The organism is Paenibacillus sp. FSL K6-1318, from assembly GCF_037976905.1.
GTDB classification, from domain to species: Bacteria; Bacillota; Bacilli; order Paenibacillales; family Paenibacillaceae; genus Paenibacillus; species Paenibacillus amylolyticus_A.
In genome coordinates this window covers 4,855,262-4,871,653 of record NZ_CP150270.1, presented here as the reverse complement: position 1 = coordinate 4,871,653, position 16,392 = coordinate 4,855,262, and the positions used below count along the sequence as shown (strand labels likewise).

At 46.4% G+C, this 16,392-nt stretch carries 14 protein-coding genes and 1 pseudogene; 9 read left to right on the top strand and 6 right to left on the bottom strand.

Translation table 11 applies throughout. From position 1 onward, the window contains the following. Positions 1-106: 106 nt before the first annotated feature. Entirely contained in the window at positions 107-2,056 is a 1,950-nt protein-coding gene (locus NYE45_RS21625; protein WP_340013923.1) for an AraC family transcriptional regulator, read from the bottom strand. A 305-nt stretch (positions 2,057-2,361) separates the two neighbouring features. Here NYE45_RS21625 and NYE45_RS21620 point away from each other — a divergent pair, with 305 nt between their 5' ends. Together NYE45_RS21620 and NYE45_RS21615 are read left to right on the top strand one after the other, a co-directional pair. Next, a complete protein-coding gene (locus NYE45_RS21620) occupies positions 2,362-3,396 on the top strand; it encodes an ABC transporter substrate-binding protein (RefSeq protein ID WP_340013922.1) in 1,035 nt (344 codons plus the stop codon). Positions 3,397-3,509: 113 nt separating this feature from the next. After that, entirely contained in the window at positions 3,510-5,117 is a 1,608-nt protein-coding gene (locus tag NYE45_RS21615; RefSeq protein WP_340013921.1) for a helix-turn-helix domain-containing protein, read from the top strand. 216 nt (positions 5,118-5,333) lie between these two features. On the opposite strand, the gene NYE45_RS21610 is transcribed toward NYE45_RS21615, so the two are convergent. After that, entirely contained in the window at positions 5,334-5,687 is a 354-nt protein-coding gene (locus NYE45_RS21610) for a DoxX family protein (protein ID WP_340013920.1), read from the bottom strand. A gap of 140 nt (positions 5,688-5,827) precedes the next feature. Between NYE45_RS21610 and NYE45_RS21605 the strand changes: the two genes are divergently transcribed. Genes NYE45_RS21605 through NYE45_RS21595 form a run of 3 tightly spaced genes read left to right on the top strand, consistent with a single transcriptional unit; the run spans position 5,828 to position 7,914 of the window. Continuing rightward, positions 5,828-6,211, top strand: a complete 384-nt coding sequence (locus NYE45_RS21605; protein ID WP_340013919.1) for a helix-turn-helix domain-containing protein — start codon at positions 5,828-5,830, stop codon at positions 6,209-6,211. A gap of 24 nt (positions 6,212-6,235) precedes the next feature. Continuing rightward, positions 6,236-7,276, top strand: coding sequence for an FAD-binding oxidoreductase (locus NYE45_RS21600; RefSeq protein WP_340013918.1), 1,041 nt, complete (start codon positions 6,236-6,238; stop codon positions 7,274-7,276). A gap of 50 nt (positions 7,277-7,326) precedes the next feature. Then, positions 7,327-7,914 carry a DUF1629 domain-containing protein gene (locus tag NYE45_RS21595; RefSeq protein WP_340013917.1) on the top strand — a complete coding sequence of 196 codons (588 nt, stop codon included), beginning with the start codon at positions 7,327-7,329 and terminating at the stop codon, positions 7,912-7,914. 64 nt (positions 7,915-7,978) lie between these two features. Here the strand turns inward: NYE45_RS21595 and NYE45_RS21590 are convergent. Next, positions 7,979-8,107 (bottom strand): annotated as a pseudogene (locus NYE45_RS21590) (sulfurtransferase); the annotation flags it as partial. A gap of 305 nt (positions 8,108-8,412) precedes the next feature. Here NYE45_RS21590 and NYE45_RS21585 point away from each other — a divergent pair. Beyond that, positions 8,413-9,969 carry an acetamidase/formamidase family protein gene (locus NYE45_RS21585; protein WP_340013916.1) on the top strand — a complete coding sequence of 519 codons (1,557 nt, stop codon included), beginning with the start codon at positions 8,413-8,415 and terminating at the stop codon, positions 9,967-9,969. A gap of 202 nt (positions 9,970-10,171) precedes the next feature. On the opposite strand, the gene NYE45_RS21580 is transcribed toward NYE45_RS21585, so the two are convergent. Beyond that, a complete protein-coding gene (locus tag NYE45_RS21580; RefSeq protein WP_340013915.1) occupies positions 10,172-11,026 on the bottom strand; it encodes a sulfurtransferase in 855 nt (284 codons plus the stop codon). A gap of 99 nt (positions 11,027-11,125) precedes the next feature. Beyond that, a complete protein-coding gene (locus NYE45_RS21575; protein WP_340013914.1) occupies positions 11,126-12,070 on the bottom strand; it encodes a DMT family transporter in 945 nt (314 codons plus the stop codon). Positions 12,071-12,292: 222 nt separating this feature from the next. Between NYE45_RS21575 and NYE45_RS21570 the strand changes: the two genes are divergently transcribed. The 3 genes from NYE45_RS21570 (at position 12,293) to NYE45_RS21560 (ending at position 14,925) form a co-directional block, all read left to right on the top strand. Next, positions 12,293-13,201, top strand: coding sequence for a polysaccharide deacetylase family protein (locus NYE45_RS21570; protein WP_340013913.1), 909 nt, complete (start codon positions 12,293-12,295; stop codon positions 13,199-13,201). A gap of 37 nt (positions 13,202-13,238) precedes the next feature. Then, positions 13,239-13,892 carry a YkyA family protein gene (locus tag NYE45_RS21565; protein WP_340013912.1) on the top strand — a complete coding sequence of 218 codons (654 nt, stop codon included), beginning with the start codon at positions 13,239-13,241 and terminating at the stop codon, positions 13,890-13,892. 142 nt (positions 13,893-14,034) lie between these two features. Next, positions 14,035-14,925: a hypothetical protein gene (locus NYE45_RS21560; protein WP_340013911.1), complete on the top strand. Its 891-nt coding sequence runs from the start codon at positions 14,035-14,037 to the stop codon at positions 14,923-14,925. Positions 14,926-15,173: 248 nt separating this feature from the next. On the opposite strand, the gene NYE45_RS21555 is transcribed toward NYE45_RS21560, so the two are convergent. After that, a complete protein-coding gene (locus tag NYE45_RS21555; RefSeq protein ID WP_340013910.1) occupies positions 15,174-16,346 on the bottom strand; it encodes a mannitol-1-phosphate 5-dehydrogenase in 1,173 nt (390 codons plus the stop codon). Between the last annotated feature and the right edge of the window lie 46 nt (positions 16,347-16,392).

Sequence of the window (16,392 nt, the reverse complement as noted above, 5' to 3'; positions counted from 1 at the left end):
GTGCTTTTGTTTTCAAACTCTCTTCAAATGAAAGATAAGAAATATACAAAAACATAAAAAGGCGAGGATTGCTCCTCGCCTCGTACATAACGTGGTTTACTGAATTTCACTCTGTTGTGGTTAGGCTGTCTACGACAAATTTAAGTTGGGCTTCCAACGAAATCGGGTCACTAAACACGAAGCCACGGCTGTCCTCGCGATAAACGTGATTATTCTGGACAGCAGGGAGGTTATCCCAGATCGGACCTTCAAAAACGGAATCCCCACTCTCATCACCTGTCCATCCACTAATAAAGATATAATCTCCTGCGTATTGTGGCAACAATTCAAGTGATAACTTGGCCCATCCCTTGCCGCTATCAATGGCTTCCTTCTGAATGATCGGCGGTGCCTTCAGACCGAACTCGCCATAAATAATGTCTCCACCTCTACCAAAGCTCCCGTAGGCATAAAATTCTTTGGCACTTCCCGTATCAAAAATCGAAACAGTGCGATCACCTACCGCTTGCTCCACGAGTGGTTTGTACTCAGTGATTTTAGCGTCCCACTCTGCGATCCAGGCCTTCGCTTCCGCTTCTCTGCCAGTCATCTTGCCGAAATCCATCAATTGCTCCTGCAGAGGTACTCCATATTCAACAGCGACAGTCGGCGCAATTTTGGACAGCTTTTCGATCGTTTCAGGGTCATTCCAAACGATAATTAAATCCGGCTGCAACTCCATGATTTTCTCGTAGGGTACATCGTTACCGATGTTGACAACGTTATCCAGCTTTCCTTCTGTATAACTGTTAAAGGACTCATCACCAGTTCCAACAGGCTTAAGGCCCAGCGCTAGCAAATGACCGGTAAAGGCTCCTGCCACCATTACGACCCTTTGAGGTTTTTTGGGGATTTGTACTTCACCGTTAACCGCAGAATAGGTTACCATCTCCGAGCTACCGGTTGTTGTGTTATTGATATTACTCTCTGCACCTACAGTTGGACTTTGCGTACTGCCAGTGCTTCCATTCGTGTTTGCTGGCCTAGAACATGCGCTAACTAATAGAGTTAGGCACAACAGTAGGGTAATTCCTACAGGTAGTTTGCTTCTATACATCCGTAAATCTCCTTTTTCGCTATGTTGATAATGATTATCATCTCTGATATCAATATAACGACGGAGTTTACGCGGAGCAATGGATGATCGAAGCCTAAGAATAGGACGATAAGAACCTCTCGCCACTTGTCCGGACTCATCCTTGAATTGCTTTGGTGTGACTCCCGTATGCTTTTTGAACATTCTTATAAAATAGGATACATCACCATATCCGACGCTTGCAGCCACCTCTTGCAGAGATAACTCGGTCTTTTGCAGCAGCGTTCCTGCTTTGTTCATCCTAATACCGATTAAGTAATCGATTATACTTGCGCCAGTTTCACGTCGGAAGTATTTGGACAGATAAGGGACGCTGTAATGGAATGTATGCGCGAGTGTTTCCCGCGTCAGCGGCTGGGCGTAGTGCTCCTGCATATAGCGAATAAGCTGAGAAGCAAGGTTAGGTCTAACAATGCTGACCTGCTGTTGATCCATTTGCCTGAGCAATTCATATACAAATTGATAGAATAGTGTTTTGGTATGGAGCCGCTCCAAGCGTCCCGGTCTATTCCATTCGCCCAGCATACGCTCAGCGATTTCGTAGAGGATGGCAGGATGGTATGGAATAAAACCGTACTGGAGGTGGAATGGCAATGGTTGATCTGGTTGTTGAAGTGTATGCTGTCTGCCAGGTATCGGTATGGAGGCTTTATAGAAAATTAGGTAATAATGAAAGGATTCGTCCGTTGGCATGATGTCCAGACGAGTGTTTTTGCCCCCATGAAGCATATAGAATGGTTTGGTAGCATGCTCATTTCCGTCCAAAATCATAGTTGCATTGCCATGCGTTACGTACAGAAAGGCGCTGGCAGGGAACAGGTAAGGACGTACGCACTCGTCGGCTTGTATGACAATATGTCGTACATCCATGATTTTGAGCGATGCACAATTCCAGATGAGTATGTGATCTTGTACATTCAAGGTTGCTTTCAATAGAGAGTTGTCTTCCTTCCATGAGCTGTTGAGGCCAGCCTTTTATGTGGTGAGGTTATTATATAATAATATTAGTGGCTTTTTGTCACTTTCCAAAACGTTTCCTCGGTAGCACCGGATTTTTCTTATAACTGTCGAGTATAAAGGCGGAAAATGTTTGATATTATGACCTCTCAATGATCTAAAGAAAATCGCCGAATTCTCCATGTGCAAAGAAGAGGGGTATCCGGTATTCTATTCTAAGTGATATTGATTCTCATTACTGAATACTGCAAAGCGAGGAGACTTATTTAATGAAACGAAGAGGTACGTATAGTATCATGTCTGCAGCAATGATATTGCTGTTGGTCTTTATTATGGTTGGGTGTGGCATTCAGGCCGATAGCGGTTCGTCCACCGGAAGTCAGACAGCTTCATCATCAACGGGCGCAGGAACTGCGAGTCAGGAAGAGACGGCATCCGCCAACGCTTCACAAACGAAATCTTTCAGGGATCCTACTGGAACAAAAGAGATTCCCGTGACACCGAAGCGCATTTTTTCCATCAGTGCAACAACACAACTATTGGCTTTGGGCATTACGCCTGTAGGCGGACTTCAATATGAAATCGAACAGGATTATTATCTGAAAAATGCTGCCAGCGAAGTTGAAATCGCCGGAGACTACCCACCGAATATGGAAGCAGTGACCGCACTTCAGCCGGATCTGATCATCGCATCCTCCTTTGTTGAATCGGATGTGATCGAACAATTGGAGAAAATCGCTCCAACGGTGATCTATCCATGGGAAGATAATCTGTACGATCAACTAAAATATATTGGCGATATCGTGGGCAAAAAAGCGGAAGCAGAAGAATGGATAACGAAACACGAGGCCAAAGCAGCAGAACGCAAAGCCGAAATGAGTAACCTTGTTGGAGCAGACCAGACGGTGGCAGCTGTTGAAATTTTCAAGGATTCATTCCAAGTCGCAGGTACTCGAAACATGGGGTTCGTATTGCACGATCTGCTTGGATTAAAGCGCATGCCATGGGTTCAGGAAGAGGTTGAGAAAAGCGATGGATTCGTCGTGTACACGGAGCCGCAATCACTGGAGAAATTGCCGGAGCTTACCGCGGATTATTTGATCATTAAGGTCAATGATACCCAACCGGGTTCGACGGAATTTTATGAAAAAATGCAGGAATCGAGCCTGTGGAAAAACCTCCCTGCGGTCAAAAACGGTAACGTCTTCATTGTGCCACATGACAAATGGTGGTCTTACACATTATTCTCCACGGATGCTTTGCTGGATGAAGCCGTGGAATTGTTCAAACAACATAATCAATAATGAAGAATTGGTGTAAAAGCTCCCTGGATAAAGGGGGCTTTTCTGCATATTTGAATTGTCGTACAATAAGTTGTAGATGAGAATTGTTTTCATTTAGAAAAAGGTGACTTACGGTGGAGTGGCAGAACTTCGATTTGCCCATGGATAATGTACGATTACGTTGGATTGGGCTTGATGTATATACGTTTCATTCGGGTATAGAACGCAAGATGTTCGCACCCGATAATTATGCACTATGGGTCATTGATGAGGGAGAAGGCGTTGCCGTTGTGGACGGACAACGTCTTACAATTGTTCCAAGTAGCAGTATTTTGGTTCTCCCCGGAACGATCTTGGAGTGGGAACATCAGCCTGGACATATTGTGCATGCGAATAAACTGGAGTTTGGTGCAGACTGGGAAGGAGAACCAGAGGAACATCCATTGGCAATGATCGGAAACCGAGTGGTTGCAATTCAGCCGTTGGCCAATCTGATGGAACTACTCGATCAAATTGCTGAGCTACGGACGACCGATATGGGGATGAGCCGCTTTAGGCGGGAAATTTTACTGCAGGAAGCGATCTTTCACTTTGCGGTCAAGGCTTGTGCGAATCAGCCGGCGAGTACCAAGGAGGCTGTGCTGCGGACCATCACTCATATGGAAGAGAATTACCAGCACAACTGGAAGGTGGGAGAATTGGCTGCTATCGCCTGCGTAGGCACGAGGCAGTATAGCCATATTTTCAGGCAGGTAACAGGAACAAGCCCAATGGATTATTTGCATCGTGTGCGAGTCGACCATGCGAAACGTTTGCTGCGATCATCAAGCCGGGATATGCACTCTATTGCCACGCAGGTTGGATTCAAGGACGAGTTTTATTTCAGTCGCAGGTTCAAACAGCAAGAGGGCGTGTCTCCCAGCATCTATGTCAAGAGACATGAGCCGCGTGTTATCGGTCTGCTGTTCACCTCCCATTTGCTTGCACTTGGCATGACGCCGATCGGAGCACCGGATTATCATTTATTTCGCAACGAGTACGTTCGCCCGTATTTGCCTGAGATGAAACCGTTTGTGTGGGCACCATACGATCTTGAGGCGATTCGAGAAATGGAGCCTGATCTCATTTTGGGATATGAGCATATGACGACTGGGGAATACGAACAATTTTCCACGATCGCCGAAGTGGTACGCATCCCCTGGCAATCTCAGGACGTATACCAACAGTTAGACAGCGTATCTGCCGTTGTTAACAAACGCAAGAAAAGCAGAGATTGGATAGAACAACATCAGCTTAAGGTTGCCCAGACCAAGGAGCGACTCTGTGCCACTATCGGATTGCAAGATACGTATGCGGCACTGGTGATCGATGATACAGGCTTTCGCGTGGCAGGTGACCGGAACTTGGGGCATGTGCTGTACCGCTCTCTTCAGCTGAAGCCTCATCCGCTCGTGCAGCAATTCATTAATGACTATAATGGTCATAACGCGTTCTCGGAAAAGCTTCCATTCGAAGAACTTCACCAGTATGACGCGGATCGATTGTTTATCATGGTCAATGGGCAAAACCCGCATGCCGAAGCCGCCTTTCGCAAGCTTTGTCGTTCGGAAGTATGGAGGAACTTGAATGCTGTTCGTAATAAAAACGTGCATAAGGTATCCTACGACAAATGGTGGATGTACACACCGCTAGCGGCCGATGGGCAATTGGACGAGATGATCAAATTAGTGGAGAATGGCTAATCGATAGGGCGTGTCTGAAAACTCCGAAGGAAGCAGAGTTTTCTGAATTTTCATTCCAAGCAAGGAAGTTTTCCGCAGGCGTGCCGGGGCACGTCAAGGGGAAGTGACGCTGGTGGGGCGAAAAGGCGGTAAAAGATGCACTTCAGGGAGTTTTGAGACACGTCCTAATATAGGAACACAACAGATAAAGCACATCAGACCGGTCCCCCGGTTCCTTTACAGCCTTCCAAAGGCTACGATTAATGCCAGAACTATAAAAAAGATATTCACGCCGAGCTCCCGGTACTCTTGACGCCGAATATGAAACAGCATACCGAGGAATGTTACCACTGCCAATGCCATCGCGGCGATTGGCGTAAGCACCGGAGTGATGTTCAGCGCCCAAGGCAAAACGAGGCCGAGCGCTCCAATTAGCTCCGCAATTCCGATCCAAACAACTAGACTTTTCGGCACATCATTGACCCAAGCCCATGTCTTTTTTGACGACTCGATACGAATGGTTTTCATCCATCCCGAATATACAAAGCCTGCCGCCAATATGATGTGTACGATCCATAACGTCACATTCATCATTTCTTTTCCCCTCACTTGTTCAATTTTGTTGTCTGCCTCTATACTAAAGTGAGAAAGCCCACTCAGGAAGTAGGCACTTAAACTTAACCAGGTAACCAAAAGTAAACCTGGGCATGCTCAGAAAGTGAGGAATACAAATGACGGTGTATTGCAAATTCGGAACGGCGCTGGAGATCCTCACAGGCAAATGGAAATCTTTGATTCTTCTACGCTTGTTGAGCAACGATACAATGCGGTTCAGCGAATTACAAAAAGCCATTCCGGATATCTCAAAAAAGATGCTGACCCAGCAGTTAAAAGAACTGGAGTATCACGATATTGTGCATCGGGAAGTGTATGCGCAAATGCCGCCAAAGGTTGAATACTCGATTACCGAGTATGGACAGCTCATGAAGCCTGTGCTTCAGACTATGAGCGACTGGGGAGCCGGCCATGTGCAGCATATGGAGAAGCTGTACGGCGAAGAAGTTGAAATAGGAGAAAACCCATCCGAACTTCGGAAAATCGATTCCTTGGTGTGATAGGGTGACAAGGGAGAGTCAGTTTTGGATAAACAAAAAATTGTGATTGTTGGTGCAGGGATTGTTGGGGCGTGTATGGCCTATCATCTATCCAAACGAAATCAAGATGTCACCGTTATTGAACGACACCCCGCCGCGGCGCGTGAAGTCACGGAAAAATCGTTTGCCTGGATACATACGACTCATAGGGTAGCTCCGGAATACTGGCATTTGTATGATGCAGCTGTGGAAGAATATCACACACTTCAGCAAGAGCTGTTCGAACTGAAAATTCATTGGCATGGCGCGCTAACTTGGGACATTCCGCCTCTAAGGGAACAACACCGCTCTCAAAAATTAAACCGGAAGCAGCTTGAGGCATTGGAGCCCAATCTGAAGGAATATCCGGATGAAGCGATGTTTGTTAGCGAAGAAGGTTCGGTGGATCCTGTAGCGGTAACGGAGCTATTGTTGAGCAAAGCACAAGCGTACGGAGCAAAGATTCAGTTCGGCACCCACGTTACACAGCTGCAGCAAGAGGGTTCCCGCCTGGTTGGCGTTCATACGTCCAAGGGTTTTGTGGAGTCGGATGTTGTGGTATTGGCCGCAGGTACAGGTACACCCGAACTTTGTAACCTGTTAGGTTTCCACGTGCCGGTAACGTCGTCACCTTCCATTCTAATTCGGATGAAGACTGCAAATAAACTGATACATACATTAATCTCCAATGCGCAATTTGAAGCGCGTCAACTGACGGATTATACGCTGCTTGCTGCCGAAGATTATATCGACGAGTCGGAGGAAAACGGACCGCAGGTGGTCGGTAAGCGAGCGTACGACACATTGCGTCGTAGTCTGAAACATGGAGATCAACTGGAACTGGAAAGCATAAAGGTTGGATGGAGACCCATGACTGAAGACGGCTATCCGATCGTGGGCTTCCAAGATCATATTAATGGACTTTATCTGACGGTGATGCATTCTGCAATTACGCTGGCGCCGCTGATTGCGCATCTGGCTGCAAGTGAAATTATTGATGGCAAATCAAGAAGTGAATTAGAACCTTGCCGCCTCTCCCGGTTTTAAGATCACTCCACACTTGAAAAGCCCATAATTCGGAAAGGAGACTTCTTTCTATGAACTATTATTTTCTGGAATCTCAATATCCACGTAGAGGGTTTATTAGTGGCGGAACGACCTTCACTCCCCAATTAGATATGAATTATTTGGCGATAGAGAATCCGTTGCCAGAGGGGACAACGGCAGAGGTTGAGTTACTGTCTACGGTGCGCAACCTGAACGTGGATTATTTTGAGACGATTACAGGAACGAGGCATGTATCAGATCGTTTTAAAACGCTGTTGGCGGAAACTAAAACAAACACCCAGTTTATTCCAACAACGGTGTGTTACCACGACGGTCGTTCGGTTGAAAAAACCTATTGGACTGCACATCAGCTTGATCGTTTGGATGTTTTCGATTATGAACGTTCGGAATATGGACGCAAAGCGGTCATTGCTGCATCTGTACAACAGCCTCCACGTAAGATCGTCAAAGTTGTATCTCGAATCTGCCTTCATGAAGAGCGAATTGGCGAGCATGAATTTTTTATGCTGGATTATATCAATATATTCAAACCCATTATTTCAAAAGATTTTTACGAAGTATGCCAAAAACATAAGCTAAATCTGCACGTGACAGAAGTCGGAAATGTAAGCATCTAAAATGCTGCATGAATATAATGAAAGCACAAAGAAGCCCACGTTTGACGTGGGCTCTTAATCTTTTTTTTTCCTCCGTCGCCACCGAGTTCTCCTCATAACTAATCCAGTCGCTCCAGCTTCCGGAATTCAACTTCACATTCGTATATCCCGCTTCTTCAAGCGCAATCACGTGCGGTGAGGTGATTATGCCTGAACGGAGTGCAGTAGTGTTCCTACGGCGGATCAGATACATGAAATACATACATAATTTCCCTGAAACTTAATTTCGTTTGTTCAAATCTCTGAAGGAGAATCCTCAAGTTTACTAAATATATTTAAATTTTACATACCTTATATATGGTAAGTATATTGACATATAATTTATATTTATAAATTTTTCTTGATATATAGCTTTAAAATGTTGTTTTTATTAACAAAAAAACATTGTTGTAAATATATTTATATGTTAGTGTGTATTTAAGTGTTAGGTAATATTACATATGTGGTGGAGGGGATGTAATGTTTATTAACCGAACTATTAGGAAATTTGGGGTTTCACTAGGGATTATAGGTATGATTACATGTGCTCTACCTTCAGTGGGTTTTAGTATGCCGCTGCAACCAACAACCATCGATAAGGTGGAAGGTGATTATTATGTAACGTCTGCGATTGAGAACATTCGCTGGGGATCACTGCCTAATCGAGACAGCTCTCCGATTCTTACTGTACCCTCAGGAAGTGCTGTAACATTTGATACGGTATCGCATGAGGGACTGATCGAGGATCAAGGGAGAAATCCAGTGGAGTACTTCGGCAAATACGGCATCTCACCCGATGGAGTGTTGGATGATGCGAAGGTCATAGCGGCTTCTGAGATTAAGCATGATTATGTAAAAGACGGACCTCATATTATCACTGGGCCAGTAGCGGTTGAGGGAGCGGAGCCAGGAGATGTTCTTAAAGTAGAAGTGCTTTCGTTGCAAACTCGAGTTCCATATGGCGTCATTTCTAACCGCCATGGTAAAGGGGCTCTTCCTGACGAATTTCCAGAAAATGCAGGCCCGCAAGAGGGGGCTAGCGCAACAAAACCGGAATTATATAATAATGTATCTATTTTTACGCCTATTGAAGAGATCAACGGTAATTGGTATGGTTTATTACCAACAAAAGCTGGCAAGAATGTACGTTTCCCAATTAACCCGTTTCTAGGTGTTATGGGGGTTGCGCCAAATACCAGCGAAGTTGTGAGTTCGATCCCGCCTATTGAAACAGGAGGGAATATGGATATTAATGAGTTGGGTGTTGGTGCAACTATTTATTATCCGATACAAGTTAAAGGCGGGCTATTCTATACTGGAGATCCACACTTTGCTCAAGGAGATGGAGAAGTAGCGTTAACTGCATTGGAAGCTTCCTTAAGGGGGACAGTTCGGTTAACGGTGTTAAAGAAAGGTGATCCATCACTACCGCACCGTGGAGAATTCACGCAACCTTTTGCTGAAACAGAGGATTATTGGATTCCAATTGGATTGGACCCTGATTTGGATGAAGCAATGAAAGAATCAGTACGTGAATCAATTCAATTCTTATCCGACAAGCTTGATATGGATAGAAGTGTAGCTTATGCGTACCTATCGGCCGCAACGGATTACGAAGTATCTCAGGTCGTGGACCGAACGAAAGGCGTTCATGGACTTATTCGAAAGACCGATTTCCTTGAATATGTTGACGTTGCCATGAATGTAGGTGGTACGACAATCAAACCGGTTGTTCATAACGATGAGTTTTACGTACCGATTCGAAAAATGTCGGAGCTATTGGGCGGCACAGTAGAATGGGATAATAAGACGCGTTCAACGCTAATCAAATTAGGCACGAAAAATATAAGTGCTCAGATTGGTTCAGATGTGTATTCAATTAACGATAAACTAGTGTTCAATAGTAACGTACCTAAGCTTTTAAATGGCGAAACCGTAGTTCCGGTTTCTGTTATTAATGAAATACTAGGTGCTTATGTAAACTGGACGACGATCGACAAGACGTTAACAGCAAATGTATCGTTAAGTAAAAAGTAATAATAGATTTCATTATTCAACCGTGGTGGACAGATGTCCATCACGGTTTTTTCTGTCATCATGAATCAAAAAAACTGCCACTTGATCTCTACTTCTGTGTGCTTGTAAATACTTACTGGGTTGTGTTATTGACTCCGAACATAGAAAAATACACCGCCGGGGTAGATAAGCCGCCTGGCGATGTATTCAAATCGATATACTGCTATACGTCTTTGTCCACTTCCGAATTACCTGTAGCCACGGGATTCTCCTCATAACTAATCCAGTCGCTCCAACTTCCGGAATACAACTTCACATTGGAGAATCCCGCTTCTTCCAGCGCAATCACATTCGGGCAGGCCGAGACGCCAGAACCGCAATACACGATAATCGCGCCATCCTTGTCCAGCTTACTGAAACGCTCTTCTAACACCTCAGTACCTGTCCAACGTCCATCCCAATCCAACACATCTTTCCAAAAATAATTCATCGCACCCGGAATATGTCCGGCCTTGGCATCAATCGGTTCCTCCAGACCCGCATAGCGGCGGGCATCGCGAGAATCGATCAGCACAGCGCTGCCAGTTACCGAGGCTTGTTGCACATCCTCAACACTTGCCAGCATGGCTGGCTGCACATTCACCTCAAAGGAAGACGGGATCTGCACGGGCACATCCGTGGTCACCGGGAACTTGGCATTTTGCCAAGCGGAGAAGCCTTCGTCCATGATGTACACCTGTTCATGACCCATGTAGCGAAGCAGCCACCAGAGGCGAGATGCATTCATCCCGCCTTGATCGTCATAAGCAACAATACGACTATTGGAGCCAATGCCAGCTTTGGAGAGACGACTTGCGAGCACAGCCGGATCAGGAAGCGGGTGACGTCCTCCGTGCGCAGACACAGGAGAAGACAGGTCCTTTTCCAAATCGAGATAGACAGCTCCTGGAATATGTCCAGCTTCATAGGCTTGTCTTCCAGCCTCCGGCTGACCGAGCAAGAATCGGCAATCTGTAATGACCACATCTGGTTCATACATTCTGGCGAGCAGCCAGCGCATGGATACAATATTTTTCATGAAAATACACCGCCTTATATGTAGTGGGATGGATTCAACCGGAATCTGCGTGGTGCAGGTCCCAGTTGTTTTTTACAAAAATCCTAATACAAACGCAAGTTACACCACTGTAGGTTCAACAGGCCCTTTGCCAGTGATAGGAGCATCGGCAGGAATGGGTTGAGGTTTGGTTTTGCCATATCGAATGAAGATCCATACCCCGAATATAATGACGACCCCGGCAAACATCTGTAAAGCACTGAGGGATTCGCCGAGCAGCATCCAGGCCAGCAAAGAAGAGAATACGGGCTCCCCGAGTACGCCCATGGATACCGTCGTGGCATTCATATATTGAAGCAGCCAGTTGAAGAGATAATGTCCAAAGATCGTTGGCACAATGGCGAGCAGCAGGAAGATTCCCCACTCTGACGCAGCATAGCCCCCGAACGGATGGCCCATGATCAGATTATATACCGCCAGCGTGCAAGCAGCCACGAAGAACACCCAGAAGTTATACGAAAATGCACTAAGTCCCGCTCGCAAAAATTGACCCAGCAGCATATGAACGGCGACTGCGATTGTGCCAAGCAAAGACAGCACATCACCTTGCAGTGCAGTGCCTGCTAACTGGAAATCTCCTGCACCAATGACGATTGACCCGAGCAGGGCGATGCCCATGCCGATGATCATCATGCGATTAATTTTGGCTTTGAACAGCCATACCGAACCGGCAAGAATCAGTATAGGCTCCAGCGCGAGAATAACGGTGGAACTGGCAACACTGGTGAGCCGCAGCGAACCCATCCAGAGCAGAAAATGAAGGGCCAGCATCACACCGGATGCAAGCAGCAAGCCCCACTGCCGTAAGCTCAGCCGCATCATCTCATGTCTGTATTTCCAGACAAAAGGCAACATCAGCAGATTGGTCAGAAATAGACGGTACATGGCAATGACCGCAACATCTGCGGTAGACCAGCGTACAAAGATCGAAGAAAAAGAAATGGCGATAATGCCGACAAAGAACAGCAGATAGATGGATCTGCCGGCACGGTTCAAGCTTGTCATGGGTGTAGCTCCTTCTTGAAGTCTGATGGCGTAAATCACTTCATTATACAGGAGAAGGTAACCGCAGGAAAGATAAAGAGAACGAAGAGATAAGTAGATTGTAACCGGGCTTGTAACTATTCTGTCATTCTCCCGATCCATTTTTCTATTAATCTTCTATATAGAGACATGAAACGAGATAATATACCAATAATCGGGAAAAAATGAAAGTAAGGAAGTGGCATGACAGTGAGAGTCCAACAAGAGAGAGCGGGAGAACGTGGCAGTATTCCGCCTAGCACAAGTCGCACGAAAACACATAAACGAAGAAAAATCCGGTATGGAAGGATTAGCATAGCTCTAATGCTCCTGGTACTGTTCGTTACCGGTATTACATATGTATTCCTTGGCATGACGTATTGGATCAAAAGCGTTGTGGCGCCGCCTCCGATTACTGTAATCGAACAGCCCGCCAAGCTCGGCATGATACAAGTTACTCCGGATGCGAAGGAGGAGCCGGCACGGTTCCAGGGCCAGGTTCGCAAATTGGCATACATAACGTTCGATGATGGGCCAACTGAATATACAGAACAACTGCTGGATATATTGAAGCAGCATGAGGCGAAAGCTACCTTTTTCATGATCGGACGTCAGTTGAATCAGCATCCTGATGCAGTGAAACGGCTGTTGAAGGAAGGTAGTTATCCTGGACTCCACAGTATGACGCATAACTATAAAAAGCTGTATAAGAGCGGCAGCTCTGCAAACTTTGTGAAAGAGTTTAAAAAGGAGCAGAAGATGGTGCAGGACCTGATCGGTTTTACACCTCATCTTATTCGTGCACCTTATGGCAGCAGCCCACAGATCGGTGAAACGTTTAGAGGTGACATTGCGGCAGCCGGGTTCAAAATGTGGGACTGGACGACAGATTCACTCGATTGGAATCTTCCTGGTCAGCCGGATAAGATTGTGGCTCGCGTGAGCAAAAGTGTGCATCGGGATAAGGAAGTGATTCTTATGCATGAGCGCGAGCAGACGGTTCAGGCTTTGCCACGTATTCTGAAACTGCTGGAAGACCGGGGCTACGAGTTCGAAGTATACGATCCGGATGCGCATTGGGTAGCCAATTTTAGCGGAGATAGCCGCTTGTAATATAACAACAAGATGATGCAAGAGAGGAAGGGCTTGGGTGCTAACGAGTAAAAAAGTGGCGCTTGCGGCAGTTAGCGTATTGCTAATGCTGCTGGCAAGTGGTTGTGGAGAGCCGCAGGAGCCTGCGGCAAATCAGGTAAACCAACTGGTGCTCAGAGGACAGGGGATCGACCAGAGTTTGAAGGCACTGACCGGTCATGAGCAGGAAGACATGAAGTTATACAAGACTATTTTAGACAAAGGCAAAAATAAAAACAGTGATCTCGAAGCACTTCTGGATCAGGCAGCAGAGCATATTCATGAACGAAGAACGTTGTTAATTCAGGCGGAAGAGGCCATGAAACAAACCAACGAGAAGACGGTGGCCCTGCGGAGTTCATTGAAAGAACTATCATTTGAAAATGAAGAAACGTTGGCCCAGGCTGAGAAGGTGTTGGATCAATATGAAGCAAGAGCACGTGCATTTGAAAATTTCGTGGCTTCGTATCAGCAGAGTCTGAATGCAGATGAGCAGTTATATGGCCTGATGAGAGAAAGTGCGGAACCTAATCTGGTTAAGATCAAGCGAGCCATCCGGGTACGGAATAGCGAATATGCGCAGCTTACTGAATTCCGAAAGCAATTCAACCTGCAGACCAAAGCATTTAACGGAGCCAATGCGAAACTGGTACAGATGGATCAGGCCAGCTGAGCAGAGGATCTGAGCAACCATTCAGACATTTTGCATGATTGAGCCGCCTGTCTCCCGTGTAAGTACTAGTATACAGCCAAGCCAATGGATGAGAAGCAACATGGACAAGCATCATTGCGTATAAGCTAACGGAGGTGTTCATATGCGAAAAGGAAATACAATGAAAGTCAGTACATCACTACTGGTTTTACTTATGGGATTCTCGCTTGTGGCCTGTGGGAACAGCAGTCCTGCTACACAGCCACTAGTGAATAATACGGAAGAACAGTCACCCGCACCGGAGCAACAGCCGAATGAAAGTGCTGCAATAGAAGCCGAAGGTATTCTGACCGGATGGGCTGATCCGCACACCGTCGAGATTCGAGTGAATGAAGAACCGATGTCATTCCAGGTGGGCGAAAATCTGCAGAAGTCACTGGATGATATCGATGACGAAGATTCCGTTCGTTTCAAATATGTAGAGAAAACCATTGATGCAACAACGAAACAGCTGCTCCTCACTGAGATTGCAAAAATCGAATCAAGTGATGACAATAACGGTTCCAATGCAGGCGGTACTGTAACGTCCGATCGTCCGAAGACGGCAGAGCTGGAAGTAACGGTAGAAGGAATGACCGAGAAGCGCCCAGTGAAACTGGCACAAGCGAAAGGTTATTCACTTTATGTATTTGAACCGATGGCTTTTGACGCGGAAGACCAGGAATTATCGATGAAGATTGATCCGGATTATGAGGTAGAGATTGAGAAGCTGCCGGCAGATTACAATCTGGATGCGCTGAAGATGGATGCCAAGGAAGATTTGTCCGAAACCGGGGAAGTGAAGCAATTAACGGCTGAACAACTCAGCAATGGGCCGATGAAGGGTGCACAACTGTACATGATGTCCCAGAATGATAAGAAAACAGAGTACTTTATTGTTAAGGAACTGGATGGCAATGGTTTTGTTTTCCACATCCATGCACCGATTGGTGAACCGTCCGAAGGTTTCCTGCCTATGGCATATGCGTCCCTTAACTCCATCATGAATGAGTAGAAAATGGATGAGCTACACGCCTAAGCCAAACGATAAAGTAAGTTAAAACGCCCCCATTAAACAGCGTGTTTCCTTGAGAAAGGAGATGCGCTGTTTTTATTGACGGGGTTACTACATTACAGAGTGTACCGTGCCGTGCAAAGACAAAGAGCCGGAAGGAACAATGCTGATGCATAGGTTCTTCCCGGCTTCTTGGCCATGCTTCTATTCAGTTTGCAGGATCGCACCAGTAACCCTAATAGATCATATCAGGTTAGTATAGTCGATTCCTTGCGCCCTCTCAGTTCTTGATAGCGGGCGATGACATTCTGATGAACGGGATGTTCGTCGGGAATTCCCATGCGTTCACGGATGAAGGTGGAGACACCCTCTTCGCGAATCATGTATTGGAGCTTCATGGCTTCCTCGTCGCGTTCGTCATTGAACAGCATTGCGGCCGCCATAGCAGAAGTTAAATGAGGAATTTCAAATCCGAATTCACTGGCCTGCATCGCTGGGCGAACAAGCCGATCATGAGGCGAAAGCTTGCGAAGGGGGGAACGTCCGACCCGGGTAACCTGATCCGTCAGGTTGGGATTGGCGAAACGCTCCAGTATGGTGTCGATATATTTGTTATGCTTCTGAGCGTTGAATCCGTGCTTCTGGATGAGCATCTGACCGGTCTCTTCCATAACATGGCGCACCTTGGCCCGCAGGGTGGAATTACTCATCACCTGGCGGATCGTCTTGAATCCTTCGAGATAGCCGAAGTATGCGGCGACACAGTGGCCTGTATTTACCGTGAACATTTTACGCTCAATATAAGGTTCAAGCGAATCCACATAGTGGACGCCATCTATTTTCTTAAAACCATCCAGAAGTGCTGGACGATGAACGACCCATTCGTAAAAAGGTTCAACAGTGACCTGCAGCGGGTCCTTGTGATTTTGAGCCGGAACAATCCGGTCCACAGCTGCATTGGGGAAAGAAACATAACGTTCGGCTTTATTACGGGTTGGTTCATCCAGGAATGGATAGATGCGTTTCTTCAGTCGGGTGCTGCCACCGATGGCGTTCTCGCAAGCGATAATATGCAGCGGCGCCTGATTATTGTTTTTCATGCGAAGTTGAATGCCTTTGGCGATCGGCTCAGCGATATCGCCGAGTGCAGATACACCCACGGCGGTTGTGATCAGATCGGCTGAAGCGATCTCTTCCGCAACACGATCCTCTTCACTCACATTGATGGCAGTCACGTTGTTGACAATCGTTGTATCCTGATCCCTATTTGCCAGGGTAATCGGATATTCCTGTCTCTCTTGCAGCATGGAGATCTTCTTCGGGTTACGTGCGACAAAGCAGACTTCGTAGTCGGAAGCGGACAACATATGACCGATAAAACCGCGGCCTATATTGCCCGCACCAAAATGTACAGCTTTCATGTGTGAACTCCCCCTTTAAGGATTAAATCGCGAAATTCGTGCAGAC